The sequence below is a fragment of the Comamonas antarctica genome (assembly GCF_013363755.1).
GTDB classification, from domain to species: domain Bacteria; phylum Pseudomonadota; class Gammaproteobacteria; order Burkholderiales; family Burkholderiaceae_C; genus Comamonas; species Comamonas antarctica.
The window spans coordinates 2,326,848-2,352,969 of record NZ_CP054840.1; the positions used below are offsets into that span (position 1 = coordinate 2,326,848).

The 26,122-nt window shown below is 67.9% G+C and carries 24 protein-coding genes; 13 read left to right on the forward strand and 11 right to left on the reverse strand.

Translation table 11 applies throughout. The annotated features are described in order from the left end of the window. Positions 1-142: 142 nt before the first annotated feature. The gene (locus HUK68_RS10845; protein WP_175504156.1) at positions 143-2,326 is read left to right on the forward strand and encodes a bifunctional 2',3'-cyclic-nucleotide 2'-phosphodiesterase/3'-nucleotidase; all 2,184 of its coding nucleotides are present in this window, start codon (positions 143-145) and stop codon (positions 2,324-2,326) included. A 76-nt stretch (positions 2,327-2,402) separates the two neighbouring features. Here the strand turns inward: HUK68_RS10845 and HUK68_RS10850 are convergent, their stop codons facing one another. Both HUK68_RS10850 and HUK68_RS10855 read right to left on the reverse strand, forming a co-directional pair. Beyond that, positions 2,403-3,716: a lytic murein transglycosylase gene (locus HUK68_RS10850; RefSeq protein ID WP_175504157.1), complete on the reverse strand. Its 1,314-nt coding sequence runs from the start codon at positions 3,714-3,716 to the stop codon at positions 2,403-2,405. After that, complete coding sequence (locus HUK68_RS10855) at positions 3,716-4,486, reverse strand: glutathione peroxidase (protein WP_175504158.1); 771 nt, start codon at positions 4,484-4,486, stop codon at positions 3,716-3,718. The genes HUK68_RS10850 and HUK68_RS10855 overlap by 1 nt, the downstream gene beginning before the upstream one ends. A gap of 218 nt (positions 4,487-4,704) precedes the next feature. On the opposite strand from HUK68_RS10855, the gene HUK68_RS10860 reads away from it, so the two are divergent. The 4 genes from HUK68_RS10860 (at position 4,705) to HUK68_RS10875 (ending at position 9,671) form a co-directional block, all read left to right on the forward strand. Further along, a complete protein-coding gene (locus HUK68_RS10860; protein ID WP_175504159.1) occupies positions 4,705-6,432 on the forward strand; it encodes a RecQ family ATP-dependent DNA helicase in 1,728 nt (575 codons plus the stop codon). A gap of 170 nt (positions 6,433-6,602) precedes the next feature. Next, positions 6,603-7,610: a Bug family tripartite tricarboxylate transporter substrate binding protein gene (locus HUK68_RS10865; protein WP_434082438.1), complete on the forward strand. Its 1,008-nt coding sequence runs from the start codon at positions 6,603-6,605 to the stop codon at positions 7,608-7,610. A 23-nt stretch (positions 7,611-7,633) separates the two neighbouring features. Next, a complete protein-coding gene (locus HUK68_RS10870) occupies positions 7,634-8,950 on the forward strand; it encodes a sulfatase family protein (protein ID WP_175504160.1) in 1,317 nt (438 codons plus the stop codon). A gap of 22 nt (positions 8,951-8,972) precedes the next feature. Beyond that, positions 8,973-9,671 carry an MOSC domain-containing protein gene (locus HUK68_RS10875; RefSeq protein ID WP_175504161.1) on the forward strand — a complete coding sequence of 233 codons (699 nt, stop codon included), beginning with the start codon at positions 8,973-8,975 and terminating at the stop codon, positions 9,669-9,671. On the opposite strand, the gene HUK68_RS10880 is transcribed toward HUK68_RS10875, so the two are convergent. After that, positions 9,654-10,574, reverse strand: coding sequence for a LysR family transcriptional regulator (locus HUK68_RS10880; protein ID WP_175504162.1), 921 nt, complete (start codon positions 10,572-10,574; stop codon positions 9,654-9,656). The two genes, HUK68_RS10875 and HUK68_RS10880, sit on opposite strands and share 18 nt — an antisense overlap. 106 nt (positions 10,575-10,680) lie before the next feature. On the opposite strand from HUK68_RS10880, the gene HUK68_RS10885 reads away from it, so the two are divergent. Beyond that, on the forward strand, positions 10,681-11,091 hold the full coding sequence (locus HUK68_RS10885; protein WP_175504163.1) for a hypothetical protein: 411 nt from the start codon (positions 10,681-10,683) through the stop codon (positions 11,089-11,091). 63 nt (positions 11,092-11,154) lie between these two features. Here the strand turns inward: HUK68_RS10885 and HUK68_RS10890 are convergent, their stop codons facing one another. The 4 genes from HUK68_RS10890 to HUK68_RS10905 all read right to left on the reverse strand — a co-directional run bounded on the left by HUK68_RS10890 (position 11,155) and on the right by HUK68_RS10905 (position 14,806). Next, positions 11,155-11,592 (reverse strand): universal stress protein, encoded by a 438-nt coding sequence (locus tag HUK68_RS10890; RefSeq protein WP_175504164.1) that lies wholly within the window; start codon positions 11,590-11,592, stop codon positions 11,155-11,157. Positions 11,593-11,661: 69 nt separating this feature from the next. Further along, positions 11,662-12,435 (reverse strand): 2OG-Fe dioxygenase family protein, encoded by a 774-nt coding sequence (locus HUK68_RS10895; protein WP_175504165.1) that lies wholly within the window; start codon positions 12,433-12,435, stop codon positions 11,662-11,664. An 85-nt stretch (positions 12,436-12,520) separates the two neighbouring features. Then, the gene (locus tag HUK68_RS10900; protein ID WP_175504166.1) at positions 12,521-13,795 is read right to left on the reverse strand and encodes a glucarate dehydratase family protein; all 1,275 of its coding nucleotides are present in this window, start codon (positions 13,793-13,795) and stop codon (positions 12,521-12,523) included. Between the two features lie 30 nt (positions 13,796-13,825). Next, on the reverse strand, positions 13,826-14,806 hold the full coding sequence (locus HUK68_RS10905) for a Bug family tripartite tricarboxylate transporter substrate binding protein (protein ID WP_175504167.1): 981 nt from the start codon (positions 14,804-14,806) through the stop codon (positions 13,826-13,828). A 106-nt stretch (positions 14,807-14,912) separates the two neighbouring features. Here HUK68_RS10905 and HUK68_RS10910 point away from each other — a divergent pair, with 106 nt between their 5' ends. The 3 genes from HUK68_RS10910 to HUK68_RS10920 all read left to right on the forward strand — a co-directional run bounded on the left by HUK68_RS10910 (position 14,913) and on the right by HUK68_RS10920 (position 17,789). Further along, positions 14,913-15,593 (forward strand): GntR family transcriptional regulator, encoded by a 681-nt coding sequence (locus tag HUK68_RS10910; protein WP_175504168.1) that lies wholly within the window; start codon positions 14,913-14,915, stop codon positions 15,591-15,593. 124 nt (positions 15,594-15,717) lie between these two features. Next, the gene (locus tag HUK68_RS10915; protein WP_244146140.1) at positions 15,718-16,779 is read left to right on the forward strand and encodes a Bug family tripartite tricarboxylate transporter substrate binding protein; all 1,062 of its coding nucleotides are present in this window, start codon (positions 15,718-15,720) and stop codon (positions 16,777-16,779) included. Between the two features lie 20 nt (positions 16,780-16,799). Further along, positions 16,800-17,789: a TauD/TfdA dioxygenase family protein gene (locus HUK68_RS10920; protein ID WP_175504169.1), complete on the forward strand. Its 990-nt coding sequence runs from the start codon at positions 16,800-16,802 to the stop codon at positions 17,787-17,789. A 71-nt stretch (positions 17,790-17,860) separates the two neighbouring features. Here the strand turns inward: HUK68_RS10920 and HUK68_RS10925 are convergent, their stop codons facing one another. Continuing rightward, entirely contained in the window at positions 17,861-18,307 is a 447-nt protein-coding gene (locus HUK68_RS10925; RefSeq protein WP_175504170.1) for a winged helix-turn-helix transcriptional regulator, read from the reverse strand. A 100-nt stretch (positions 18,308-18,407) separates the two neighbouring features. Between HUK68_RS10925 and HUK68_RS10930 the strand changes: the two genes are divergently transcribed. Beyond that, the gene (locus tag HUK68_RS10930; protein ID WP_175504171.1) at positions 18,408-19,640 is read left to right on the forward strand and encodes an MFS transporter; all 1,233 of its coding nucleotides are present in this window, start codon (positions 18,408-18,410) and stop codon (positions 19,638-19,640) included. An 83-nt stretch (positions 19,641-19,723) separates the two neighbouring features. Continuing rightward, entirely contained in the window at positions 19,724-20,740 is a 1,017-nt protein-coding gene (locus HUK68_RS10935; protein ID WP_390887783.1) for a Bug family tripartite tricarboxylate transporter substrate binding protein, read from the forward strand. 18 nt (positions 20,741-20,758) lie between these two features. On the opposite strand, the gene pobA is transcribed toward HUK68_RS10935, so the two are convergent. Beyond that, positions 20,759-21,934 (reverse strand): 4-hydroxybenzoate 3-monooxygenase, encoded by a 1,176-nt coding sequence (gene pobA, locus HUK68_RS10940; protein ID WP_175504172.1) that lies wholly within the window; start codon positions 21,932-21,934, stop codon positions 20,759-20,761. 130 nt (positions 21,935-22,064) lie between these two features. Here pobA and HUK68_RS10945 point away from each other — a divergent pair, with 130 nt between their 5' ends. After that, positions 22,065-22,862 carry an IclR family transcriptional regulator domain-containing protein gene (locus tag HUK68_RS10945; RefSeq protein ID WP_175504173.1) on the forward strand — a complete coding sequence of 266 codons (798 nt, stop codon included), beginning with the start codon at positions 22,065-22,067 and terminating at the stop codon, positions 22,860-22,862. Between the two features lie 257 nt (positions 22,863-23,119). Here HUK68_RS10945 and HUK68_RS10950 read toward each other — a convergent pair whose 3' ends face one another. Next, on the reverse strand, positions 23,120-24,028 hold the full coding sequence (locus HUK68_RS10950; protein WP_175504174.1) for a LysR family transcriptional regulator: 909 nt from the start codon (positions 24,026-24,028) through the stop codon (positions 23,120-23,122). A 168-nt stretch (positions 24,029-24,196) separates the two neighbouring features. Here HUK68_RS10950 and HUK68_RS10955 point away from each other — a divergent pair, with 168 nt between their 5' ends. Then, the gene (locus HUK68_RS10955) at positions 24,197-25,198 is read left to right on the forward strand and encodes a Bug family tripartite tricarboxylate transporter substrate binding protein (protein ID WP_175504175.1); all 1,002 of its coding nucleotides are present in this window, start codon (positions 24,197-24,199) and stop codon (positions 25,196-25,198) included. A gap of 85 nt (positions 25,199-25,283) precedes the next feature. On the opposite strand, the gene HUK68_RS10960 is transcribed toward HUK68_RS10955, so the two are convergent. Further along, positions 25,284-26,048 (reverse strand): hypothetical protein, encoded by a 765-nt coding sequence (locus tag HUK68_RS10960; RefSeq protein WP_175504176.1) that lies wholly within the window; start codon positions 26,046-26,048, stop codon positions 25,284-25,286. Positions 26,049-26,122: the final 74 nt, after the last annotated feature.

The following is a 26,122-nucleotide window of genomic DNA, read 5'->3' on the forward strand; positions in this document are numbered from 1 at the left end:
CAACTTCGCCGTCACAAAGCCGTCAATCTTCGCCCCAAGAATGGCAGGGCAGCTCTTGTCTGGCATGGCCAGCCCGCTGCGGGGCGGCACCCTTGACCGGGTACCCGCCCCATTCCCGCATCACCACCCAAGAGGCCTTTCCATGTCCCATCACATTCCGGGTTCGTGCGACCTGCACCGCCATCGCCTGCCATTCCTGTTGGCGCTGAGCGCCACGCTGGCGCTGTCGGCCTGCGGCGGCAGCGACGGTGCCGCTCCGGCACCCGCTCCGGCACCCGCTCCGGCACCCGCGCCTGTGGTGCAGAACGCCACCGCCCAGCTGGCGCTGCTCGAGACCACCGACCTGCACTACTACGCGCGCAGCTTCAATTACTACTCGGACAAGGAAGACAAGGCCGTGGGCCTGGAGCGCACCGCGACGCTGATCCACAAGGCGCGCGCCGAATTCCCCAATACCCTGCTGGTGGACAACGGCGACACCGTCCAGGGCACGGTGCTGGGCACCTATGAGGCGCAGGTCGCGCCGCTGCCGGCCACGCAGCAGCTGTCCATGTACAAGGCCATGGCCACGCTGAAGTACGACGCCGGGGTGCTGGGCAACCATGAGTTCAACTTCGGCCTGCCGTTTCTCAGCCAGATCCTGGGCGGCGGGCTGGATGTCGCGGGGGTCGACCCGGCCATCGGCTCCAAGGACAAGGGACCGGGCTTTCCCATCGTGACGGCCAACGTCACCAGCCTCAAGAGCAACAAGCCGCTGGTCGATCCCTATGTCATCCTCGAGCGCCAGCTGGCCGCGACGCAGGCCGACGGCACGGCCGTGTCGCTGCCGATCAGGATCGGCGTGATCGGCATCACCACGCCCGGCATCCTGAACTGGGACAAGGACAAGCTCGACGGCAAGGTCAGCACCCAGGACGGCCGGGACACCGCGGCCAAGTACGTGCCTGAAGTGCGCGCCAAGGGCGCCGACCTGGTGTTCGTGCTGCTGCACGGCGGCATGAGCGCCAGCGGCTACTTCCCGCAGATGGAAAACCCCGGCTACTACATCACCAAGGAGGTGCCGGGCATCGACGGCATCGTGATGGGCCATGAGCACAACACCTTCCCCGACCGCGGCACCAGCCCGGCCTACAGGTTCGACGGAGCCGACAACGCCAAGGGCACGGTCAACGGCGTGCCGGCCGTCATGGCCAGTTCGTGGGGCAAGGCGCTGGGCGTGATCAACTACGCGCTCAAGTGGGACGGCACGGCGAAGAAGTGGTCGGTCGACACCGCCAAGACCGACGTGCAGGTACGCACCACCGACTCCAAGGATGCCGCCGGCAAGACGGTGTATGTGGATTCCGACCCGGCCGTGGTGGCCGCAGTGGACGAGCTGCACAACAAGACCCGCGCCTATGTCGCCTCGCCCATTGGCACCAGCGACTTCCGCCTGAGCTCGATGTTTGCCGATGTCGGCAACGTCGGTGCGCTGCAGATCGTCAACCAGGCGCAGCAGGCGTATGTGGCCGACTACGTGCGAGCCAGCCTGCCCCAGTACGCGGGCCTGCCGGTGCTGTCCGTCACGGCGCCGTTCAAGGCGGGTTTCTCCGGCAGCACGGATTTCACCGATGTGGCCGCGGGCACGATGACCGTTTCGGCGGCGGCCGATCTGTACCTGTACGACAACAACACCATCCATGCGGTGAAGGTCAACGGCGCACAGATCAAGCAGTGGCTGGAGAACGCGGCCAACCGCTTCAACCAGATCGATCCGGCCAAGACCGAAGACCAGTGGCTGATCAACGACAGCAAGACCGGCATCCAACCCGGCGCGTCGTTCCCCGGCTACAACTTCGATGTGTTCACCTCGCCGGACATCAGCTACGAGATCGACGTGACCCAGCCGAAGTACAACGTCAACAACCCGGCCCAGGGCGGCGAGCGCATCAGGAACCTGCGCTACAAGGGCCTGCCGATGGACAACGCCAAGGAGTTCATCGTTGCCACCAACAACTACCGCGCCAACAGCAGCGCGCCCTTCATCCTGGGCACGGGCAAGGCCTTCGACATCGTCTGGGCCTCGCCCGACGCCAACCGCGAAGTGGTGCTGAACTACGTCAAGGCGCAGAAGAACATCACGCGCGCCAGCAACGGCGCGACCAGCAGCTGGCGCTTCACCAAGGTGCCGACCGCGGGCAAGGTGCTGTTCAAGTCCGCCCCGAACGAGCTGGGTGTCGCGCAGGCCGCGGGCCTGGCCAACATCAGCGTGGACCGCGCCGACGACACCGGCGTCAATGGCGGCACCGGCAGCTACGGCATCTACCGCATCGCGCTGGACCAGTAAAGCCAGGCGCGCGGCGCCGAGCACAGGAAAAGGGGTGCCCGATGGCACCCCTTTTTCATGGCGCGGCTGACTGCCGTCACTGCAGTCGCTGCAGCAGCTCCAGCGTGGGATAGCCGTCGGCGGGCAGACCCAGGCTTTGCTGATAGGCACGGACGCCGCGCCGTGTCGCCGGGCCCATGGTGCCATCGGGCGTGCCGGTATCGAAGCCGCGCGCGTTCAGCGCCGTCTGCAGCGCGCGCACCTGGCTGCTGCTGAGGGCCGCCAGATCGCGCGGCCAGGCGGCCTGCACACCCGGGCCGCCCGCGAGTTTCTGCGCCAGCAGCCCGACGCCGAGCGCGTAGCTGGTCGAGTTGTTGTAGCGCAGGATGGTGCGGAAGTTGGTGCCGACCAGGAAGGCGGGGCCGCGTGCACCCGCGGGCAGCAGGATGGAGGCGCCGTCGAGCGCCGGCAGCGGCGCGCCGTTCATCGACTGCACGCCCTCGCCCGCCCATTGGGCCGATGGCTGTCGCACGCTGTCTTCGGCGCGCGCGTAGTCGAAGCCCTGCGGCAGGCGCACCTCGAGCCCCCAGGGCTGGCCGGCCTGCCAGCCCGAGCGCGCGAGGAAGTTCGCCGTCGAGGCCATCACGTCGGGAACGCTGCCCCAGATGTCGCGCCGGCCGTCGCCATCGGCATCGACCGCATACGCCAGGAAGTTCGAGGGCAGGAACTGCGTCTGGCCCATGGCCCCGGCCCACGAGCCGACCATCTGCGCGCGCGCGATGTCGCCGTTTTGCAGGATCTTCAGTGCCGCGAGCAGCTGCCCGCGCGCCCACTCGCCGCGCCGGCCCTCGAAGGCCAGCGTCGCCAGCGCGTCGATCGCGGGAATGTCGCCGACATTGCTGCCATAGTTGCTTTCCATGCCCCAGATCGCGGCCAGGATCTCGGTGGGCACGCCGTAGCGCGCGGCAATGGGATCGATCGAGGCACGCAGCGGGCGCAACTTCTCCTGGCCGCGCGTGATGCGCTGCGCCGAGACCGCGCTGTCGAGATAGGCCCAGACGGTGCGCGTGAACTCGGGCTGCGCACGGTCCGACGCGATGACGCGGGGCACGAGGCGCACATCGGCAAATGCGGACTGCAGCGTGGCTTCATCGATGCCGGCGGCGCGGGCGCTGGTGCGGAACTCGGCGACCCAGCGCGCGAACTGCTGCTCGTGCTCGGCCTGGCTGGTTGCGGCCGGTGCCGCCGCCGGGGTGGGCGCTGGAGCCGGGCTTGCGCTGGCGACCGCGGGTGCCTGCGCCTGGTTGTCTACCGGGGGTGTGGAGGTGCAACCTGCGATGGCCACGAGCGCCAGGAGGCTTGGAGCCACCCAGAAGCGGGCCGGTGCGGGAGAGGAAGAAGTGATGTGCATCATTCCATTTTCGCCGTTCCTGCATCCGCGCCGCGCTGCTGGAGCCACTGTTCGATCGCTTCGCTGTCGCCGATCAAGCTGCCGTTGACGAACAGCTGCGGCACGGTCTGCGCCTTGGCAAGCGCACCCAGCGCGCAATTGCGGATGCTGTCGGGCAGGCTGATATCGGCATAGGCCACGCCTGCCGCGTCGAGCAGTTGCTTGGCATGGGCGCAGAAGGCGCAGCCCGGCTTGCTCAGCAGCGCCACCTGGTCGGGCGCCTGGGCGTCCTTGTTCACATAGTGCAGCAGCGTGTCCGCATCGGAGACCTCGAAGGGATCGCCGGGCACATCGTCCTCGATGAACATCTTGTCGATGACGCCGTCGCGCACCAGCATCGAGTAGCGCCAGGAGCGCTTGCCGAAGTTCAGATCGCTCTTGTCGACCAGCATGCCCATCTGCTCGGTGAAGCTGGCATTGCCGTCGGGCAGCATGAACACGTTGTCGCAGCCCTGGTCCCCAGCCCAGTTCTCCATGACGAAGGGGTCGTTCACGGCAACGCAGATGATGTCATCGACGCCGTTGGCGCGAAAGGTCTCGGCCAGCTCGTTGAAGCGCGGCAGATGGGTCGATGAACAGGTCGGCGTATAGGCACCCGGCAGCGAGAAAACCGCGACCGTCTTTCCCTTGAACAGCTGGGTGGAGTCGGTGTCCTTCCACTCGCCATCTTCGCGGTAGCGGAACGTGACGTCGGGAACGCGCTGGCCTTCCCGGGATGCAAATTTTGGCATGGGATCCTTCTCATGGTTGCTTGGCTGTCTTTGAAAGTCTCATGCATGGCGGGGCCGGCACGTAAGCCGGCGCCGCATGGAATCCAGAGGCTGCTCCTACGCGTGCACGCCACCGCGTTCCGTCCGACACGGTCGAGCGCGCGAGTCCGGCGCCGCGGGGGAGGATGCCCGCCCATGATGAAGACCAGCTTCCTCCTCATTTCCGCACGCCCCATCCCATGAGCACCGCTCCCCGCGCCACCCCCGCCCGCACGCGCCGCACCGCCAACCCCATCGACACCACGTTGCGCAAGGTCTTTGGCCTCAAGCGGCTGCGGCCCGGCCAGCTCGAGGTGATCGAGCGCGTGCTGCAGGGCACGAACACGCTGGCTGTCATGCCCACGGGCGCGGGCAAGTCGCTGTGCTACCAATTGCCCGCCCTGCTGCTGCCGGGCACGACGGTGGTGGTCTCGCCGCTGGTGGCGCTGATGAAGGACCAGTGCGACGCCCTGCGCGCGCTGGGCGTGGCGGCGGTGCAGATCAACAGCGCCATCGGCAGCGAGGAACTCGCGGCCGCGCGCGAGGCCGTGGAGAACGGCAGCGCCCGCATCGTGCTGACCACGCCCGAACAGATTGCCGATCCGGCGCTGACCACGGCGCTGTCGCGCCATCCGGTGAGCCTGCTGGTGGTCGACGAAGCCCACTGCATCTCCGAATGGGGCCATGACTTCCGCCCCGCTTTCCTGGAGATCGCGCCGGCGGTGCGCGCGCTGGGCCGTCCCGCGGTGCTGGCGCTCACGGCCACCGCCAAGCCCACGGTGATGTCCGAGATCATCGCGCTGCTGGGCATTGCGGCCAAGGACGTCGTGCAGGCCGGCGCCTACCGCCCCAACCTGCAATTTGCCGTCGAGCCGCTGGCGCGCGCCGCCGACCGCCTGCCCCGGGCGCTGGCGCTGGTGGCGGGCTACGCGGGATCGGGCATCGTCTACACGGCCACCATCAAATGCGCCGAGGAGCTGCATGCCAAGCTCGCGGCCGAGGGCGAGTCCGTGGGCCTGTACCACGGCCGGCTCAATGCCGGCGAGCGCGCGCAGGCACAGGACGACTTCATGGAAGGCCGGGTGCGCGTGATGGTGGCCACCAACGCGTTTGGACTGGGTATCGACAAGCCCGATATCCGCTTCGTGCTGCACTACCAGATGCCTGCCAGCGTCGATGCCTACTACCAGGAAGCGGGCCGCGCGGGCCGCGACGGCGAAAACGCCACTTGCACCTTGCTCTACGTGCCGCAGGACCGCGCGCTGCAGAGCTTTTTCCTGTCGGGCCGCTACCCGTCGCTCGACGACCTGCAGGCCATCATGGCGTTGCTGCACCAGCCAGCGCCCGAGGGCAGCTGGTCGGCCGACGCCATTGTCGAGGCCGCCGAGCGCCCGCGCGCCAAGGTGCTGGTGGCATTGAGCCTGCTGCGCAGCCACAAGGCCGTGCGCCGCACGCGCGCCGGCCGTTTCCATGTGGTCCAGGATCTCGATGCCGCGGCGCTCGAAGCCCTGCTCACCGGCTACCGCACGCGGCGCGAGCAGGATGGCGCGACGCTGGAAGCCATGGTGGCCTATGCGCAGGGCGGGCGCTGCCGCTGGCAGGCGGTGCTGGCGGCGCTGGGCGAAGCCCCCTCGTTCGACACCTGCGGCCACTGCGACAACTGCCAGCGGCTGGCGGCGCTGTCGCGCCTGGCGCCCGCTGCCGTCGTGCCGCCGATCGAGATCCGCCCTGCCGCGCCGGCCAAGCCGCGCTTCGCGGGGGGCGACACGGTACGCGCCAAACGCTACGGCGCGGGCCAGGTCGTCGAAGCCGACCAGAACTCGGTGACCGTGGAGTTCCCGGACGGCGTGCGCCGCACCTTTCTGCCGGAGTTCGTGCGCGTCGCGCGGCAGGCACGCGGGGTGGCGCAGGCAGCCGCGGCGCATTGATCCGGGTGGCTTGAAGTCAAGCGCGCGGGTTTTCGAGAGCTGGCCATTCATCCTTCGACCGGCTCAGGACGAACGGAAACCCTCCTCGGTTTGTGCATGCGGCGCCGGCTCAAAACGGATCCGAGCCATGTAAGAATCCGTGCCGCTGCCAAAACAACAGGAGATGCCGCATGACTCACCGCCCGACGCCTTCGCGCCGCCACTTCCTGGGCCGCGCCGGCGGCGCCCTCGCCCTGGCCGGCCTGATGGCCGGCATCGCGCCCGCCGCGCACGCCCAGCCCCAGCCGCTGCTCGACGGCCCGCTGCGCATCATCGTCGGTTATGCACCCGGAGGCGCCACCGACCGCGTGGCGCGCATCGTCGGCGACAAGCTCGGCGCGCGCCTGGGCGTGCCCGTGATCGTCGAGAACAAATCGGGTGCGGGCGGCCGCCTCGCGGCGCAGCAGGTCAAGGCCACGCCCGCCAACCAGAATGTGCTGATGCTGGCCAACCCCGCGGTCATGGTGGTCGCGCCCCTGGTATTCAAGGACAACGGCTACGACGCCGAGCGCGACTTCGTGCCGGTCTCGCATGTCAACACCTACGATTTCGCGCTGGCGGTGTCGCCCAGCCTGCCCGTGCGCAACCTGGGCGAGCTGCTGGAGTGGCTGCGCGCCCATCCGCAGCAGGCCAACTTCGGCGTGCCCGCCACCGGCAGCCTGCCGCATTTCTTTGCGCTGATGGCCGGCGCGAAAGCCGGCGTGCCCACGCAGGTCGTCGGCTACCGCGGTTCGGCGCCGCTGCTCAACGACCTGCTCGGCAACCAGGTGCCGGTCGCGGTCGACACGCTCGATGTCGTCGTCGCCCAGCATGAAGCCGGCAAGTTGCGCATCCTGGCGCTGTCGGGCGCGCAGCGCTCGCCGTTCGCACCCGGCATTCCCACCTTCAAGGAAGCCGGGCTGGACCTGGCGGCCACCGGCTGGAACACCTTCTTTGCGCCGGCGAGCATGCCCAAGGACAAGGTGGAGCGCCTGGCGCGCGCCATCCATGACGTCATGCAGGAGCCCGAAACCGCCAGCCGCTTCAAGGACGCGATGATGGTTCCCGTGGTCAGCACGCAGGCCGAAACGGTCAAGATGCTCCACGCCTACCGCGCGCAATGGGCGCCGGTGGTGCAGAAGTCCGGCTACCAGCCCTGAGGGCCACGCGAGCGCAGATGTCCATGACACGACCCAACATCATCTTCATCGTTGCCGACGATCTCGGCTACGCCGACCTGGGCTGCTACGGCGGCCGCGACGCCGAATTCGGCCCGGTCTCCCCCGTGCTCGACCAGATGGCGGCTGGCGGCCTCAAACTGACTCAGGGCTACTCGAACTCTCCGGTGTGCTCGCCCACGCGTTTCGCGCTGATCACCGGCCGCTACCAGTACCGCCTGCGCGGCGCGGCCGAGGAGCCGATCCGCAGCGACAGCCGCGGCAGCAGCACGCTGGGCATGCCGCCGGAGCATCCGACCCTGCCCTCGCTGCTGCGCGATGGCGGCTACCGCACGGCGCTGATCGGCAAGTGGCATCTGGGCTATCCGCCGCACTTCGGTCCGCTGCGTTCGGGCTACGAGGAGTTCTTCGGCCCGCTGTCGGGCGGCATCGACTATTTCACGCACTGCGACTCGCGCGGCAGCCACGACCTGTGGAATGGTGCGGAGGCTGCGCAGTCCGAGGGCTATCTCACCGACCTGCTGTCGCAGCGCGCAGTCGATTACGTCGGCCGCATGGCGCAGCAGGACGCGCCCTTCTTCCTGAGCCTGCACTACACCGCGCCGCACTGGCCCTGGGAGACGCGCGACGACGCGGCCCGCGCGCCCACGGTGAAGGACAACCTGTTCGACCTCTCGGGCGGCAACATCCACACCTACCGCCGCATGATCCACCACATGGATGAAGGCATAGGCCGGGTGATGGCGGCACTGAAGCAGCATGGGCTGGCCGAGAACACGCTGGTGATCTTCACCAGCGACAACGGCGGCGAACGCTTTTCCGACAGCTGGCCGCTGGTCGGCGGCAAGATGGACCTGACCGAAGGCGGTATCCGCGTGCCGTGGATTGCCCACTGGCCGGCCGTGATCAAGCCCGGCAGCGAGAGCCGGCAGCTGTGCATGACCATGGACTGGTCGGCCACCATCCTCGATGCGGCAGGCGTTTCGGCCGCGCCCGCTTACCCGCTCGATGGCGTATCGCTGCTGCCCGTGCTGCGCGAGCCCGGCCACAGCTTCGCGCGCCCGCTGCACTGGCGCATGAACCACCGCGGCCAGCAGGCGCTGCGCGACGGCGACTGGAAGTACCTGTGCGTCGACGGCAACGAGTACCTGTTCAACATTCCCGCCGACGAACGCGAACGCGCCAACCAGGCCGGCCGCGACCCCGAGCGGCTGGCCCGGATGCGCGCCGCGTGGGAAACGTGGAATGCAAGCATGCCCGCGATCGCGGCCGACGCGACCATCAGCCTCGGTTACTCGACCAAGGACATGCCGCAGCGCTGAACGCTGGGGCAGCGTTTTCGGCATGGATTGGCAGCCGCTTGGATCGCTGGAAGCGCTCTACCTGCGCCCGCACGCGGAACGCGCGCCGCAGCCGGTGGCAGTGGCGCAGGCGGTAGCCGGCCACGGGCTTGCGGGCGATCGCCACGCCTTGGCACTCTCCCCGCGCCAGCTGCTGCTTGCGGCCAGTGATGCCTATCGCCACTGGCAATTGCCGCCCATGGCGCTGCGGGAGAATCTGCGTGTCGATTTCCCCACCAGCGGGCTGCGCTCCGGCGACCTGCTGCGCGTGGGCAGCGAGGTGGTGCTCTGGCTGACCTTCCAGTGCGAGCCTTGCAGCCTGCTGGAGCGCCGCTGCCCCGGCACGCTCAAGACCATCGGCGCCGAGCGCGGCATGCTGGCGCGCGTGCTGCGCGGCGGCGAACTGCGCGCAGGCGACGCCGTCGCCCTCTCCCGCGCCCAGGCGCCGGTGCTGAGCGAGGATTGGCGCGAGCGCGTGTCGCAGGTGGCGCAGGCCGTGCCCGAGGGCTGCTGGATCAGCTATGGCCAGTTGGCGGTGATGGCAGGGGTGCAGGCCAGCTACTGCCGCGCTTTTCCGCGCGTGCTGTCGCGCTTGCCGGCGGCTGTGACAAGCCGCATCGGCAAAGCGGCCGAGGCCGCTGGCGCGCCAACCTGGTCGGGCGCCGGGCTTTTTGCCACCGGGCCGTCAGCGGGCTTCGACTGAAGCGGTGCGCGCAGTGGTTTCCTCCCTCTGCGCCGCAGCGACGATCTGCCGCACCAGTGGATGGTTCCGCCCGCGCCGCGACCAGATCGCATGCACTTCCTCGCGCAAATCCGGGCAGTCGCCCAGCAAGCGCAGGCCGCGCACCAGGCCCACATCCTTGGCGCCGAGCTCGCTGACCGGGAACACGCCCAGCCCGCGCGCGGCAAACACCGCCAGCAGCGCGCTGTCTTCGAACTCGCCAACAATGCGCGGCTGCACGCCCAGGTCCTCGAACCACTGGTCCAGCGTGGCGCGCAGCGGGGCATGCGCCGTGGGCAGCAGCACCGGAAGGTCTTGCAGCGACTGCGGAAAGCGCTCGCGCGTGGCCTTTCGCACCAGCGACGCGGGACCGTACCAATGCAGGGCGGAGCTGGCAATGCGCTCGCTCGACAGGCGCTGGTTGGCGATGCGCGGCGCGCCCTGCCCCGCGAGCACCACATCGAGCTGGTGCAGTGCCAGCTCGGACAGCAGTTCGTCAAGCTCGCCCTCATGGCAGACCAGGCGCAGCCGCGGCGTTGCGAGCACCGGTGCGAGCAGCGCATGCGCGGCCAGCTTGGACAGGCCGTCGGACAAGCCCACCGCCAGCCGCGCCACGGGCGCACTGCCGGCAGCGCGCACTTCGCCGGCCAGGCCCTGGCCCAGCGCGAAGATCTGCTCGGCGCGCGCGAATGCGGCCTGGCCGGCTTCGGTCAGCGCCACGCTGCGGCCCGCGGGCTTGAGCAGCGCATGCCCCAGGTCCTTTTCCAGCTCACGCACCTGAACGCTGATGGTCTGCACCGCCATGCCCAGATGTTCGGCGGCACGCGCAAAGCCGCCCTGCTTGGCAACGATCCAGAAATAGTACAGATGGCGAAAATTGGGCATAGGCGTATTTTCGTGAAATCCGAATATCCGCTTCGGCTCAAGCTGCTGTATTTCGAATGGCGATCCCACCATACTGGCCGATTGCGATTTTCAGTGACGACACACCATGCTCTATGCACTCAGCTGGTTTCTTTCTCTTGGGCTGCTGGCGTTCTGGTCGCTGGCCTGCTGGGGCCTGTACGCGCTCACGGTCTGGGCCATGGCCGGCGCGGGCGCACTGGCCGGGGGTGGCGCCGCAATGGGCGCGGCGCTGTGGCCCGCCTGGGCCACAGCCTGGATTCCCCCGCAGCTGACGGCCGACCTGCAGGCGATGCTCGCCGCCATCGGCCCCATGGTCCAGGCCGCGCTGGAAACCGTGCCCATGCTTGCCGGCGCCGTGAGCGTGCTGGCCTGGGCGATCTGGGGCCTGGGCGCGCTGCTGCTGCTGGCCCTGGCGATCGGCGCGCATGTGCTGATCGCGGTACTCAAGAGCCGTAAGAGCCGCCAGCCCCTCCCCGGCGCCACCGCTGCCCACTGACGCGCTGGATCTCACGAAAGAAGCCGCTGTCACCAGCGGCTTTTTGCATGCAAGCGCGAAGCTTCAGGGCTTCACGACCAGCACCGGAATATGCACCGAGCGCAGCACGCGCTGCGTCACGCTGCCCAGCATCAGCTTTTCGAGCCCGCGGCGGCCGCTCGAGCCCATGACGATCAGGTCGGCGCCGGTGTTTTCCAGCACGCGCACGATGCCTTCATGCACGGCATGGCCCTCGCCGACCACGGTGGTCACGGGCTGTCCGGCTTCGTCCATGATCTTGCGCACGGCTTCCAGCGCCGTGTTGGCCTCGGCCGTGGCCGCGCTCAGGTACTGGGCCTGGCCGTAGGCGAAATCGGCGCCCACGCCGGTGAAGGGATAGGGGTCGACCACATAGACCGCGGTCACGCTGCTGCCGAAGACCTTCGCCATTTCGGCGGCTTTGGACACCGCCAGCAGGGAAGTGGCCGAACCGTCGACAGGAACCAGAATGTGCTTGAACATGATGCTTCTCCTCTATTGAACGTGTGTCTGCAGTGTGGCATGCGGGCGCCGCCAGGACGCTGATCGATGTCAACTCACCGCATGGGTGTCAAACTCTGCGCCTTGAAAGTTCTCGCGGCGGCAGGTGACCACCAGCGTATCACGGTAGCCGCCTTCGGCCAGCGGCTGGATGGGCGTGGTCTCGTGGATCATGCGCGCATCGTCAAGCAGCATCAGCGACCACGGCTCTGTCAACGTGAAGCGCAGCCCTTGCGGCCCCGTGGCTTCGAACACGCGGGTTTCGCCGCCCTTCACATCCTTGCGGCCGACCAGGAACACCGCCACCAGATCGACGCCGTCGCGGTGCGCGCCCTCGGGCGTGGGCCGGCCGATGCCATGCGTGGTGTCGATGCGGAACTGGTGCGCCTCGATGAACCAGGCCGCAGGCGGGCCGCCGGCGCGGAACACCTGGTCGGACAGCTGGCCCAGCGCGATGAGCAGCTTCTGCCAAGCGGGCTCGGCCACGACGGCATCGCGCATCGGCGCAAACATGCGCAGCATGCCGCCATGCAGCGCGTTGTACTCGACGGGCTGCCAGTGCGCGCGGTGCTCCACCTGCTGCAGCCGGCCGCCTTCCTCGATGAAACACGAGTGGCGCCGGCGGCGGTAGCGGCCGCCGTCCTTGAGATGCTCGTCGGGCGGCAGATCGGACCAGTCCTGCGCCAAGGCCTGCAGCTCGCCGGGCGCGGCGCCAATCCAGGCCGCGACGTCGGCGGGCGATAGAACGGCATACCCCTGGCTGCGCAGCTGGTGCGCAGCCTGGTCGGGGTGGATGTATGGAGGGGAAAAGGTGACGTGCGCCATAGGTCCCCGAGCTTAACGCCGCAGCCCGGGCACCGGGGCCCGGGGCAGGCACTTTTTTGCGCCAGCGCAAGCGCGCGCTGCGGCTTCAGAAGCGCGGCGTCTTGCCGCTGAACGACGGATCGTAGCGGCGCATCTGCTGAAGGTCGTCGCGGTTGCGCACGCCGCATTCGAGATACTGCGCGTGCAGCGTGGCCAATGCCTCACGGTCGAGTTCGACGCCCAGCCCCGGCGTGGTCGGCACCACGACCGATCCCTGCTCGAAACGGATGCGTCCGCCCTTGACCACTTCCTCCTCCTGCCACGGGTAGTGGGTGTCGCAGGCATAGGTCAGGTTGGGCACGCTGGCGGCGACATGGGTCATGGCCATCAGGCTGATGCCCAGATGCGAGTTGGAGTGCATCGACATGCCCAGGCCCCACAGCCGGCACATGCGCGCCAGCGTCTGCGTGGCGCGCAGGCCGCCCCAGTAGTGGTGGTCGGACAGCAGCACCTTGACCGCGCCCATCTCGCAGCCCTTGCGGAAATCCTCCATGGTGGTGATCACCATATTGGTGGCCAGCGGCAGCCGGGTGTGCTTTGCAAGCTCGGCCATGCCTTCGAGCCCGGGCGTGGGATCTTCGTAGTACTCGAGGATCTCATCGAGCGCTGGCGCCGCGGCGATGCTCGCGGCCAGCGACCAGTTGGCATTGGGGTCGAGCCGCAGCGGCACGCCAGGAAAGGCCTGCGCCAGCGCCTGCATGCAGGCCACCTCGTGCGCGGGCTCGAACACGCCGCCCTTGAGCTTGATGCTCTGGAAACCGTAGAGAGCGATCATGCGCTGCGCCTGCGCGACGATCTGCGCGGGGCTGATGCCCTCGCCCCAGGCGTCGGGCGCGTAGGGGTTGCCGATATGTTCCGCATATTTGAAGAACAGATAGGCGCTGTAGGGCACCGATGGACGCACCGCCCCGCCCAGCAGGTCGACCACGGGCGCGCCGACGATCTGGCCCTGCAGGTCGAGCATGCCGACCTCGAAGGTGCTGATCACCTTGGGCGCGTTCTTGGCCGCATGCGAGCCCGGCGCCAGCTCGAACTCGACGGCGCCGGGCACGGCCTTGATGGTGGCGCGCACGCGCTCCTCCATGGTGCCCAGTGCAAACGGCGACAGGCCGATGAGCAAGGGGCGCGCCTGCTCCAGCACCTTGAGCATGGGCTCGTCGCCATAGGTCTCGGAAATGCCGACGCGGCCGTCACTGGTCTCGATCTCGACGATGGCCCGCAGCGCCCAGGGCTCGTGGATGCCGGCCGCATTGAGCAGCGGGCCGTCGCGAAAGGCAATGGGGGTGATGCGGACGTGGGTGATGGTGATGTCGCGTGCCATGGTCTCTTCGGTCTCTACGGTCTCGTGGAATTACTCGGTGGTCGCGCCGGTCTTGCGCACCAGCTCGCCCAGGCGCGCGGTGTCGGCGGCGGTGACCGCCGCGAGTTCCGCCGGCGTGCTGCCGATGACCTGCATGCCGAACTGGGTCTCGAACTTGTTCCTGAGTTCGGGGGTCTTGAGCGCCTTGACGATTTCGGTGTTCAGGCGCGCCACGATGTCCCTGGGCGTGCCCTTGGGCGCATAGACCGCCTGCCAGGACACCAGGTCCAGTCCCGGGAAACCCGCCTCGGCCGTGGTCGGCACATCGGGCGCGAGCGGCGAACGCGTCTTGGTCGTCACGGCAAGGAACTTGAGCTTGCCGGCCTTCACCAGCGGCAACCCGGCCGTGAGCTGGTCGAACAGGAAAGGCACATTGCCCGCGGCCACATCCTGCAGCGCCTGCGGGCTGCCCTTGTAGGCCACATGCTGCATCGGCACCTTGAGCAGATCGGACATCTGCGCGCCGGTCAGGTGGGTCGAGGTGCCCGCGCCCGACGAGGCATACGAAGCCTTCTCGGGATTCTTGCGGATCCACGCCACGAGTTCCTGCATGGTGTTCACGCCCAGGCTGCTGTTGACCATCAGCACGTTGGGCACATAGGCAATCAGCGTGATCGGCTCGAAGTCCTTGACCGGGTCGTAGGGCAGCTTCTTGTACAGCGAGGCGTTGATCGCATGCGTGCTGATGGTGCCGCCAATCAGCGTGTAGCCGTCTGCGGGCGCGCGCGCCACGGCCTGCACGCCGATGGCGCCACCCGCGCCCGGACGGTTGTCGATCACCACGGACTGCTTGAGCGCCGTGGACAGCTCCTGGCCGACCATGCGCGCCACGACGTCGGTCGAGCCGCCGGGTGCAAACGGCACGACCCAGGTGATGGCCTTGGCCGCGGGCCAGTCGGCGGCATGCGCGGTGGCGGTGAAAAGGCAGGCGGCGCTGCAGGCGGCAGCAGCCAGGGCATGGCGTCGATGCATGGAATTGTCTCCGGTAATTATTGAAGTGCCCGGCCATTGAAGCACTAATATATTAGTGCGTCAATGTCGTCGACCCTAGAATCGAGGCTTCGATAGCGACACCCTGATGAACACCACTCCCAAGCTCGACCGCACCCGCCAGGCAGCGCCCCAGGTCTTCGGCTGGCTGCGCGAAGCCATCATTTCCCTCGAGCTCGCCCCCGGCACGCCGCTGTCGCGCACCGACCTGGCCGACCGCTTCCAGCTGAGCCAGACGCCGGTGCGCGATGCGCTGATGCAGTTGCGCCAGGAGGGTCTGGTGGACATCTTTGCGCAGCACGCGACGCGGGTCAGCCGCATCGACCTGCACTCGGCCGAGCAGGCGCAGTTCCTGCGCTGCGCCATCGAGCTGGAGGTGGTGCGCACGCTGGCGCAATCCGGCGACGCGGCGCTGTATGCGCGCCTGCGCGGCATGGTCGAGCTGCAGGCGGCGCTCGCAGGCCACGACGCCGAGGCCTTCATTGCCGCGGACCAGGCGTTCCACCGCGCGATGTACGAGGCCGCGGGCGTGCCCGATCTCTACGAGCTGGTGCGCCGGCGCAGCGGCCATCTCGACCGCCTGCGCCGGCTCGACCTGCCCTCGCCCGGAAACCCCGAGCGCGTCGTGCGCGACCACCGCCGCATCGTCGAGGCACTCGCCGCGCGCGCGCCCGATGAGGCCCAGGCGGCACTGCGCGCCCACCTCTCGGGCACGCTGAGCCGTGTGGCGGACATCCGCGCGCGCCATCCGGAATACGTGACGGCTTGAGGCGAGCCACCCCGCTGCTTACGCGTTTTTCGCAAAAGCTCATGCGAAAAGCTTAGTTCCGCGCATAAGCAGCAGTTTCTACAGTGCAGGTTCACGCAGCCGGAGTCTGCGAAGGAACCGCGCCATGCCCACCACGATCCCATCCCTGTCTCGCCGCCTTGGCGTCTCACGTCGCGCCGCAATGGGCGCCGCCGTCGCCATGGCCGCCAGCGCCTGGCTGCCGGCGCTGGCCCAGACGGCGGCCGATGCCGAGTGGAGGCCGCGCAAGTCCATCGAATTCCTCGTGCCCAGCGGCGCCGGCGCGGCGCTCGATGTGGCCGCGCGCAAGCTCACCGAACTGATGGCGCACGAAAAGCTCGCGCCAGGGTTCGTGGTCAGCAACAAATCCAGCGCCCATGGCATCGTTGCGCTCGAAGGCCTGCACCGCCACCCCGGCGACGCGCATACGCTGATGACGCTCAGCACCAGCTATGGCAACAGCCAGGCGCAGAACGCACTGCCCGAGCATCTGCAAAAAGGCACCCCCGTGGCCACGCTGTTCCGCGAATACGTCACCGTGGTCGTGCGCGCCGACTCGCCGCTGCGCAACACGCAGGACCTGGTCGCCCAGTTGAAGAAAGACCCGGGCAAGTACTCGATCGGCATTGCCACCACGCTGGGCAACCACATCCACCTGGGCGTGGCCCAGCCGCTCAAGCAGGCCGGTGTCGACATCAAGGGGCTGCGCATCGTGCCCTACAAGTCGTCGGTGGAGTCCATGACGGCGCTGGTGGGCGGCCACCTCGATGTGGTCTCCGCCACCACGCCCAACCTGTTGTCGTATCTGCAGGCGGGCCGCGTGCGCGTGCTGGCCATCGCCGCCGGGCACCGGCTGGGCGGCGCATTTGCGCAGGCCCCGACCTGGAAGGAGCAAGGCATCGACTATGTGAGCGACTCGTTCCAGGGCGTGATGACCGTGCCCGGCGCCAGCGAAGCGCAGAAGGCCTACTGGGTCGATGCGCTGCGCCAGGTGTCGCAAAGCAAGGAGTGGAAGGATTTCGTCGCGCTCAACCAATGGGAGCCCTGGTTCCAGGGGCCCGAGGCCACGCAGCAACTGCTCGCCGCCCAGTTGAAGAACAACCAGGCCCTGCTCAGCGAACTGGGCCTGTTGCCGGACGCACCGCAAAAGCTCGCCAACGCGCGTTGACCACCCCCAGGAGACAGACCATGAACATGCGCCTCAATGCCTCGCCCCAGCAACTGCTGACCGACCGCCTGCAGACGGCTCTCGAAGCCACGCCGCACATCAGCGCCGTACCGCAATCGGCGCACATCGGCGCGCTGATCGGCGGCGTCGACCTGAGCCAGCCGCTCAGCGCGGCCGAAATCCACAGCATCCGCTCGGCGCTGCTGCGCTGGAAGGTGGTGTTCTTCCGCGAACAGCACCTGAGCCACGCGCAGCATGTGGCGTTTGCGCGCCAGTTCGGCGAGCTGACCATCGGCCACCCGGTATTCGGCCATGTCGAGGGCCATCCCGCGCTGTACTCGATTGCCAAGCACCGCCGCGCCAACAGCCATGGCAGCGAGCCCGAGCGCCGCCCCTGGAGCGGCTGGCATGCGGACGTGACCGCGGCGCACAACCCGCCCGCGGCCTCGATCCTGCGCGGCGTGACCATCCCGCCCTACGGCGGCGATACGCAGTGGACGAACCTGGTGGCGGCGTATGAAGCCTTGTCGGAGCCGCTCAAGGCCTTCCTGCAAGGACTGCGCGGCGAGCACCGCTTCAGCCCGCCTGCGGGCGCGAGCGCCACGGCCGAATACCTCGAACTGGTGAAGAACAACACGCTGGTCAGCGAGCATCCACTGGTCACCGTGCATCCCGAAACCGGCGAACAGGTGCTCTACATCAGCCCGGGTTTCCTCAAAAGCATCAGCGGCCTGCGCACGCGCGAATCCCGCGTGCTGCTGGAGCTGCTGTGGGAACACGCGGTGGCCAGCGAGTTCACCGTGCGCTTCAAGTGGGAGCCCGGCTCGATCGCGTTCTGGGACAACCGCTCCACCGCCCATGTCGCGCCGCAGGATATCTTCGCGCTTGAATACGACCGCCAGCTCTACCGCAGCACGCTGGTCGGCCAGGTGCCGGTCGGCGCCGACGGCCGGGCCTCGGCCGCCATCCAGGGCGACCCCGTACTCGCGGCGCACGGCGCCGCTTACTGATCGAAGTTTGTCTCCTCCGTCAGGAGTTCGGGCGCTGCACATGCAGCGCCTTTTTTTTGTGCGGTACCGGGTCAGGCGATCTTGCGCACCACGGTCGCGTCCGGCGCCAGCACGCGGCCGTCCTCAGCGACCGGTTGCATGAACGGCACCGGCCTTTGCGTGCGCAGGTCCAGCAGCAGCGAATGGCGCTCGCCGGACGCAAACAGCTGCTGCTCGCCCCACTGCCGCAGCGCCACGATCACCGGAAACAGCTTTTCCCCCCGCGGCGTCAGCACATATTCCTGGTAGGCCGAGCCATCGGAGGCGGGCTGCAGGGCCAGGATGCCGGCCTCGACCAGCTTGTGCAGCCGGTCCGACAGGATATTGCGCGCCATGCGCAGGCCGCGCTGGAAATCGCCAAAACGGCGCACGCCGTCGAATGCATCGCGCACGATCAGCAGCGACCAGCGGTCGCCCAGGATGTCGACGCAGCGCGCGACGGGACAGGGTTCGGCATCAATGGCGACAGGGCGTGGCATGCAGCTTCCTCGGGCACAGGGCAATGTGGTTGCATTTTAAGACCGCTTCACATAGCATGGACTGGTTTTATTTTGAAACTAGATTGCAAAGAAGCCCTGCATGAATCCACCGTCTGCCACCGCGTCCCCATCCCGCGCCGAATGCCGCGCCGACCCCCGTCCCCCACTCGCACGCAGCGTGGTCTTGCTGTTCGCTGCGGCCAGCGGCCTGAGCGTTGCCAACGTCTACTACGCCCAGCCGCTGCTGGACAGTCTTGCGCATGACTTCGGCATCGGCCAGGCGGCCGTGGGCGGCGTGGTGACAGCCACCCAGGCGGGGTGTGCGCTGGCCTTGCTCTTGCTCGTGCCATTGGGTGACCACATGGAACGGCGCCGGCTGATGGCCGTGCAGATGCTGGCGCTGATGGCGGCGCTGATCACGGTTGCATTGGCGCGCAGCATGCCGGTGCTGCTCTCGGGCATGCTGGCCGTGGGCCTGATGGGCACGGCCATGACCCAGGGGCTCATTGCCTATGCTGCCAGCGCAGCCGCGCCGCAGGAACGCGGGCGCGTCGTGGGCTCGGCCCAGGCCGGCGTGTTCATCGGACTGCTTCTGGCGCGCGTGGTGTCCGGCGGCATCAGCGATCTCGCGGGCTGGCGCGCGGTCTATGCGGTCGCCGCGCTGCTGATGCTCGGCCTCGCACTGCCGCTGTGGCGCCGCCTGCCGGCCATGCCCGCCCCCGCCGGCGCACCTGGCTATCCGCGTCTGGTGGCGTCGATGCTGACGCTGCTGCGCGAGGAAAAAACGCTGCAGGTGCGCGGCCTGCTCGCGCTGCTGATGTTTGCCGCGTTCAACATCTTCTGGAGCGCCCTGGTGCTGCCGTTGCGCGCGGCAGGCTTGTCGCACACGGCCATTGGCGCGTTCGGGCTGGTCGGCGTGGTGGGCGCGCTGGCCGGCGCGCGCGCCGGGCGCTGGGCCGACGCAGGCCAGGGCGAGCGCGTGAGCGCGCTGGCACTGGGCCTGCTGCTGCTGGCGTGGTGGCCGCTGTCGTGGATGGAACAGTCGCTGTGGGCGCTGCTGCTGGGCATCGTGCTGCTGGACCTGGGCGGCCAGGCGCTGCATGTCACCAACCAGAGCCTGATCCTGCAGGCCCGGCCGCAGGCATCGAGCCGGCTCATCGCGCTCTACATGCTGTTCTACGCGGTGGGCAGCGGCGCCGGCGCGCTGGCAAGCACCGCCGCCTATGCGCACGCGGGCTGGCCGGCCGTGTGCCTGCTGGGCGCGGGCGTGAGCCTGCTGGCGCTGCTGGTCTGGTGGCGTACCCGGCCCGAGGGCGGCGGGGCAGCAGGCTAAGGGTAAACACAGCTTTTGCTGAAAGCCGATTGAAAGCCTGGCTGCCCATCATCGGACACGTCCATCCCTACGAGAACAACCCCGTGACCACCACCGAATCCAGCAACGTCCGCGCCCCGCATCCGGTCAACCGCAGGCATGCCCTGCACGCCGGCGCAGCGCTGGCACTGGCGGGAGCGCTGCCCTCGCTGTCGCGGGCCCAGTCGGCCTGGCCGACGAAGTCCGTGCGCTTCGTCGTGCCCTTTGCGCCCGGCGGCAGCTCCGAGATCATCGCCCGCTCGACGGCCGTGGAGCTGTCCAAGACCCTCGGCCAGAACGTCTTTGTCGACAACAAGCCGGGCGCCGCGGGCAACATCGCGATGTCCGAAGTCGCGCGCGCCGAAGACCAGCACACGCTGATCCTGGGCCATATCGGCACGCTCGCGGTCAACCCCTATATCTTCGACAAGCTGCCCTGGTCGCCCAAGGACTTCAAGCCCGTGAGCCTGCTGGCCAAGGTGCCCAGCCTCTATGTGGTCAATGCCGACCTGCCCGTCAAGAATCTGCGCGAGCTGATTGCCCATGCCAAGCGCAACCCGGGCAAGCTCAGCTATGGCTCGGCCGGCAATGGCAGCGCGGGCCACCTGGCTTTCGAATACCTGAAGATGGCGTCCGAGGTCTTCATGCTGCACGTGCCGTACAAGGGCACGGGGCCGATGCTCACCGACCTGATCTCCGGCCGCGTCGACGCGTCGGCAATTGGCGCGGCAGCCATCATTCCCTTCATCAAGTCGGGCAAGGTGCGCTGCATCGCGACCGGCTCGGCCCAGCGCCTGCCCCAGCTGCCCGATGTGCCCACCGTCGCCGAGCAGGGCTTTCCCGGCTTCGAGATGACCCAGTGGTACGGCATGCTCGCGCCCGCCAACATGGCGCAGGCGCATATCGACAAGCTGTCGGCGGAGACCATGAAGGCCGTCAGGGCGCCCGAGTCGCAACGCCGGCTGAGCGGCGACGCGGCGGAGGCCATTGGCGGCACGCCCGAGCAGTTCGCCCAATTCATCGCGGCCGAGCAGGCGCGCTGGAAGAAGGTGATCGCGCGCGCGCAGATCAAGCCGGACTGAGCCTGGCCCGGATGCTGCTCAGTTCAGCGGCAGGCCCACGTAGTTCTCCGCCAGCGAGGTCGCGCCGGCGCGCGAATGCACCAGGTAGTCGAGTTCGGCTTCCTGCACCTTGCGGTCGAAGTCGCCCGAATCCGGGAAACGGTGCATCAGCGAGGTCATCCACCAGGAGAAGCGCTCGGCCTTCCACACGCGGCGCAGGCTGACTTCGGAATAGCGGTCGATGCCTTCGCTGCTGCGCTGCTGGTAGAACTCGGCAAACGCGCGCGACAGGTAGCCCACATCGGAGGCCGCCAGGTTCAGGCCCTTGGCGCCCGTGGGCGGCACGATGTGCGCGGCGTCGCCGGCCAGGAACATGCGGCCAAAGCGCATGGGCTCGGAGACGAAGCTGCGCAGCGGCGCGATGCTTTTCTCCAGCGAGGCGCCGGTGACCAGGTTGGCGCGGGCTTCGGGATCGAGGCGCAGGCGCAGCTCGTCCCAGAAGGCTTCATCGCTCCAGTTCTCGACCTTGTCGGTGAGCGGCACCTGCAGGTAGTAGCGGCTGCGCGTCGCGCTGCGCTGGCTGCACAGCGCGAAGCCGCGCTCGGTATGGGCGTAGATCAGTTCATGCGACACCGGCGGCACATCGGCCAGGATGCCGAGCCAGCCAAACGGATAGACCTTCTCATAGTTGCGGATGCTGTCCGCGGGAATGCTGGCGCGGCATACGCCGTGAAAACCATCGCAGCCGGCAATGAAGTCGCAGCTGATCTCGTGCTGCTGGCCATCCTTCTCATAGCGCACGCGCGGACGCTCGCTGCCGAACTCCAGCGGCGTCACGTTCTGGGCTTCGTACACGGTCAGCAGCCCGGCGCGTTTGCGCGCCTCCATCAGGTCGCGCGTGACTTCGGTCTGGCCATAGACCATCACCCGCTTGCCGCCCGTGAGTTCATGCAGGTCGATGCGGTGGCGCTTGCCGCCAAACAGCAATTCGATGCCGTCATGCGGCAGGCCTTCGGCAAGCATGCGCTTGTCGGCCTTGGCCTGCGCCAGCAGGTCAACCGTGACCTGTTCGAGCACGCCGGCGCGGATCCGTCCGAGCACATAGTCGGGACTGCGCTGCTCAAAGATGATGTTGTCGATGCCGGCTTCGTACAGCAGCTGGCCCAGAAGCAGGCCTGCGGGGCCCGCGCCGATGATCGCGACTTGTGTGCGCATATGTCTCTCCACCTAGGTTGTTTGTGGCAAGCGTAGAAGCGATGCTCTGCGCGAGCGCAAACCAGGATCGACTTTTGCGCGATGATCGCGCAAACTGCGCGGCTATCGCGCAATTTCTGTCCAGGTCCCGATGCTCCCCCACCCCTCTTCGTCCACACCCGGCATTGCGCCGGCCGATTACATCGCCGGGCTGGGCAAGGGCCTGGCCGTGCTCGAATGCTTCGACACCGAGCGCCAGCGGCTCAATGCCACGCTGGCTGCCGAACGCGCGGGCCTTACGCGCGCGGCTGCGCGCCGGCACCTGCTGACGCTCGCGCATCTGGGCTATCTCGAATCGGACGGCCACCACTTCTGGCTCACGCCCAAGGTGCTTGGCTTGTCGGGCGCCTACCTCGCCAGCGCGCGCCTGCCGCGCACCGTGCAGCCGGTGCTCAACCGGCTCAGCGCGATGGCCGCGTACTCCTTTTCCGCGGCGATTCTTGCCGGCAGCGAGACGGTGGTCATCGCGCGCAGCACCGCGCAGGAAGGCGCGCAGCAGCTCTATGCGCATGGCGTGCATCTGGGCAGCCGCATGCCGGCGCATGCGGCGTCGACCGGCCTGGTGCTGCTGGCCGCGCTGTCCGACAAGGCGCTCGACGAATGGCTCGCCTGCCGCAGGCTGCACCGGCTCACGCTGCACACGCTGACCCAGCCCGAGGAACTGCGCGCCTTCTTGGCACGGGTGCGCGCGCAGGACTACTGCATTGCCCAGGAAGGCCATGAGCTCGGAGTCCAGGCCATCGCCGTGCCGCTGCGCAACAGCGCGGGCGAAACCGTGGCCGCGCTCAATGCCGTGATGTCGGCGCAACGCATGAGCGCCCAGGCGCTGGAGCGGCAGATGCTGCCGCTGCTGCGGGATGCAGCGCAGGAGTTGCGGCCGCTGCTTTGAGGGCAAGCCCGTCGAACCATGGACGGCCCACGCTCATGCCTGGAGGACAGGACGTCCATCCTTCGACCCTTCGACAAGCTCAGGGCTCAGGACGAACGGTTACCACCGCGCATATGGCCCCCGCCATCCGTTCGTGGTGAGCCTGCCTGGGCGGCCCCGTCGAACCATGAACGGCCTGCCCGCATGCCCGGACGACGGATACGCCCAGGCAATCACCGGTCATGCAGCGGCAAATCAGCCTGGTCCGTCTCCGGCCATCACTTCTCTTTCAGCGGCCTGATGGCCGCCTCCTGGCACAGCGCGCGCAGCAGATCCGACGTCCGGCGTATCAGCGGCGTGCTTTTCTTCTTGGCCGACTGCGCGATGCACAGCGTGCTGACGATGCCCGGCGACTCGATGGGAATGCAGGCCAGTTCATCCTGATGGTCCAGGCTGCTGAGCGCGCTGGCCGTGAGCGCCGCGTAGCCGTAGCCGCCGCGCACCAGGTCGAGAATGGCGGGCACGCTGGAGACCTCCCACACCACATTCAGCTTGACCTGCGACAGCGTGGCCTGGGCTTCCATCAGCTTGCGGAAAACCTGGCCGCGCTGCGGCATGATCAGCGGGTAGTCCGACAGCTGCTTGAATTGCACCGACTTCTGCTGCGCCATGCTGGCCGGGCCGATCAGGCACAGCCGCTCCTCCAGAACCGGAGTGACCTCGACCTGGGGCTGGGGTTCGGGCGTGTAGACCAGCGCCAGGTCCATGCGGCCCGTGGTCAGCCACTCCGCCATGTTGACCGAGAAGCCTTCGACCACCGCCAGCACGGCCTTGGGCATCTCGCGGCTGAACACGTCGATCAGCGGCAGCGTGAGCCGGCGCGCCAGGCTCGGCGGCAGGCCGACCACGATGCGGCCCACGGGTTCGTCGCGCTGGCTGCCCAGGTCTTCCTTGGCCAGCGCCACGCGCTGCATGATCGCGTGCCCGTGCTCCAGCAGCCGGCGTCCCGCGTCGGTGAGCGTCACCCCGCGGCCGGTGCGGATCAGCAGGGTTTCGCGCAGCTCGGTTTCAAGCGTGCGCACCTGGCGGCTCAGCGCCGGCTGCGCAATGTCGAGCAGCAACGCGGCCTTGCTGAAGCTGCCGGTCTCGGCGACATGCACAAAAGTTTCTATCTGCTGGAGATTCATGGCGGGTTCAAGCTGTAACCATGCCATTTTGCTATAGCTGATAGAGAGCCATGCATCTAGGCGATGCATACCGCCCTGCCACAATGCACAAATAACTTGCCCGTTCCACGCAGAGGGGGCCGGGCAGGATGCGCAACAAAGACGCGATCGCCGCAAAAGGGAGACAAGATGAGCACCGAGACAAGCAAGATGAACCGCCGCAGCGCCGGACTGGCCCTGGGCGCACTGGCGCTGGGCGCGATGGCGCCCGCGCGCGCCCAGACGGCCCCCAACTGGCCCACGAAACAGGTGCGCATCATCAATCCCTTCCCGGTGGGCGGTGGCCCCGACGGCACTTCGCGCCTCGTGGCCGACAAGCTGTCGCGCATGTGGAACCAGCCGGTGATCGTCGAGAACCGCCCTGGCGGCAACGGTTTCATTGCCATCGATGCCTTCAAGCGCGGCGCGACCGACGGCACCGACATCATCCAGCTGGACAACGTCCACCTCGCGGCCTACCCGCACCTGTTCAAGAAGCTGCCCTACGACATCAACAAGGACTTCGAAGTCGTGCTGCCGCTGTTTCGAACCTTCTTTTTCGTCTGCGTGGCCACCGACAGCCCCTACAAGAGCATGTCCGACCTGATTGCCGACGCCAAGGCGCGCCCTGGCAAGCTCAACTACGGCTCCTGGTCGGTGGGCAACCCCGTGCACCTGGGCTCGGCGCTGCTGGAGTCGCTGACCGGCACGAAGATGGAGCATGTGATCTACAAGGAAACCAGCCAGCTCTACACCAGCGTCGCGACGGGCGAACTCTCGTTCGCGCTGGGCTCCTCGGGCACTGCCGGGCCGCTCGCGCGCTCGGGCAAGCTGCGCTTCCTGGCCGTGCTGGCGCCGCACCGCCTCAAGGGCTACGAGGACGTGCCCACGGTCGCCGAATCGGGCGGCCCGGCCAATGCCATCGTCACCGGATGGAACGCGTTCGCCGTGCCGAGGAGCACGCCGCCCGCCGTGGTCGAGAAGATCCGCCGCGACACCATGAAGGCCTTGTCCGAACCCGATGTGCAGCCCAAGTTCCAGACCTTCGGCTACGAGAACTACTTCCCGACACCCGCGGAGTTCAAGACCTTCATGGTCGAGGAAAACAAGCGCTTCGGCGATGTGATCCGGCGCGCGAACCTCGAACTGTAACGCCGCACAGGCGCCTGTGCTGATCCCAGCCGCTGCAAGCCGACGCAGCGGCTTTTTTCATGGCCGCCTCACCCGCAGGCTGCGCCTACATGGAGGCGTAATGGCCGCCGGCGCTGTGCGTGTCTGGCACGGTACCGACCAGCATGGTGAAACCATGCGGCAGCAAGGGCGCGGCATCGCTGTCTACCGCAGTGGACAGCGCTTCGGGGGATGCCAGCTCCGACGCTGCGTCTGAGGTGGAGTCTTGCCGCGGCATTTCGGGGCTGCCGGGGCACTCTGCGCCGCAGAGCGCCTCCACCCATGCCATTGCGTCCCTGGTTTCCCGCTGCGCATCAAAAGCCATGCGGGCGGCATTTTGCCAAGCCGCGCGCAGGTCCGAGATTTCCTCGTTCACCAAGGCATTTCCGTCGTGCTTGAGCCGATTGAAATAATCGGTGGCAATCTCCAGTTCGTCACACCACGACTCGTAATCCTGCTGCGCATCAAGCCGTGCCTTATCGGCCAGCGCAACGGCGCCGGTCGCCGCAAAGGAAGTCACCTGCGCAGCCCAGGGCAGCGAGGGAGACGCCGGCAAAGCGGACATCCAGGCATGTTCTACGTCGAATAAGGCTTCGGCCAAGTGATTGACCAAATCGCCATACGCCCCGCAGCTGTGAAAGGCCTCGTTGATCTGCACGGCGAGAAGCTGGGGGCTTTCCAGCATCGCGGCATTGAGTTCCCTGAGCGCCGCCTGTTCAACGGCATCGGCCGCCAGCTGCGCCTGCTGGCATTGGAGGAGACGCGCCCGCGCCGCGTCCTGCGCAGAAGTAAGTAGGTTTGCGGGGTTGGTAGCGGAAAGAAAGATCGGCATGGTAATGGGGCGTGGCGCAATGGTGCGTCCCGGGAGATGGGGCTTGTATCGATGGCGCCGTGACCCCAGGCATC

What these genes read in the sequence shown, in the direction of transcription:
- HUK68_RS10845 (WP_175504156.1), top strand. Translation starts at nt 143, where the DNA reads ATGTCCCATCACATTCCGGGTTCGTGCGACCTGCACCGCCATCGCCTG.
- HUK68_RS10850 (WP_175504157.1), bottom strand. Translation starts at nt 3,716, where the DNA reads ATGCACATCACTTCTTCCTCTCCCGCACCGGCCCGCTTCTGGGTGGCT.
- HUK68_RS10855 (WP_175504158.1), bottom strand. Translation starts at nt 4,486, where the DNA reads ATGCCAAAATTTGCATCCCGGGAAGGCCAGCGCGTTCCCGACGTCACG.
- HUK68_RS10860 (WP_175504159.1), top strand. Translation starts at nt 4,705, where the DNA reads ATGAGCACCGCTCCCCGCGCCACCCCCGCCCGCACGCGCCGCACCGCC.
- HUK68_RS10865 (WP_434082438.1), top strand. Translation starts at nt 6,603, where the DNA reads ATGACTCACCGCCCGACGCCTTCGCGCCGCCACTTCCTGGGCCGCGCC.
- HUK68_RS10870 (WP_175504160.1), top strand. Translation starts at nt 7,634, where the DNA reads ATGACACGACCCAACATCATCTTCATCGTTGCCGACGATCTCGGCTAC.
- HUK68_RS10875 (WP_175504161.1), top strand. Translation starts at nt 8,973, where the DNA reads ATGGATTGGCAGCCGCTTGGATCGCTGGAAGCGCTCTACCTGCGCCCG.
- HUK68_RS10880 (WP_175504162.1), bottom strand. Translation starts at nt 10,574, where the DNA reads ATGCCCAATTTTCGCCATCTGTACTATTTCTGGATCGTTGCCAAGCAG.
- HUK68_RS10885 (WP_175504163.1), top strand. Translation starts at nt 10,681, where the DNA reads ATGCTCTATGCACTCAGCTGGTTTCTTTCTCTTGGGCTGCTGGCGTTC.
- HUK68_RS10890 (WP_175504164.1), bottom strand. Translation starts at nt 11,592, where the DNA reads ATGTTCAAGCACATTCTGGTTCCTGTCGACGGTTCGGCCACTTCCCTG.
- HUK68_RS10895 (WP_175504165.1), bottom strand. Translation starts at nt 12,435, where the DNA reads ATGGCGCACGTCACCTTTTCCCCTCCATACATCCACCCCGACCAGGCT.
- HUK68_RS10900 (WP_175504166.1), bottom strand. Translation starts at nt 13,795, where the DNA reads ATGGCACGCGACATCACCATCACCCACGTCCGCATCACCCCCATTGCC.
- HUK68_RS10905 (WP_175504167.1), bottom strand. Translation starts at nt 14,806, where the DNA reads ATGCATCGACGCCATGCCCTGGCTGCTGCCGCCTGCAGCGCCGCCTGC.
- HUK68_RS10910 (WP_175504168.1), top strand. Translation starts at nt 14,913, where the DNA reads ATGAACACCACTCCCAAGCTCGACCGCACCCGCCAGGCAGCGCCCCAG.
- HUK68_RS10915 (WP_244146140.1), top strand. Translation starts at nt 15,718, where the DNA reads ATGCCCACCACGATCCCATCCCTGTCTCGCCGCCTTGGCGTCTCACGT.
- HUK68_RS10920 (WP_175504169.1), top strand. Translation starts at nt 16,800, where the DNA reads ATGAACATGCGCCTCAATGCCTCGCCCCAGCAACTGCTGACCGACCGC.
- HUK68_RS10925 (WP_175504170.1), bottom strand. Translation starts at nt 18,307, where the DNA reads ATGCCACGCCCTGTCGCCATTGATGCCGAACCCTGTCCCGTCGCGCGC.
- HUK68_RS10930 (WP_175504171.1), top strand. Translation starts at nt 18,408, where the DNA reads ATGAATCCACCGTCTGCCACCGCGTCCCCATCCCGCGCCGAATGCCGC.
- pobA (WP_175504172.1), bottom strand. Translation starts at nt 21,934, where the DNA reads ATGCGCACACAAGTCGCGATCATCGGCGCGGGCCCCGCAGGCCTGCTT.
- HUK68_RS10945 (WP_175504173.1), top strand. Translation starts at nt 22,065, where the DNA reads ATGCTCCCCCACCCCTCTTCGTCCACACCCGGCATTGCGCCGGCCGAT.
- HUK68_RS10950 (WP_175504174.1), bottom strand. Translation starts at nt 24,028, where the DNA reads ATGAATCTCCAGCAGATAGAAACTTTTGTGCATGTCGCCGAGACCGGC.
- HUK68_RS10955 (WP_175504175.1), top strand. Translation starts at nt 24,197, where the DNA reads ATGAGCACCGAGACAAGCAAGATGAACCGCCGCAGCGCCGGACTGGCC.
- HUK68_RS10960 (WP_175504176.1), bottom strand. Translation starts at nt 26,048, where the DNA reads ATGCCGATCTTTCTTTCCGCTACCAACCCCGCAAACCTACTTACTTCT.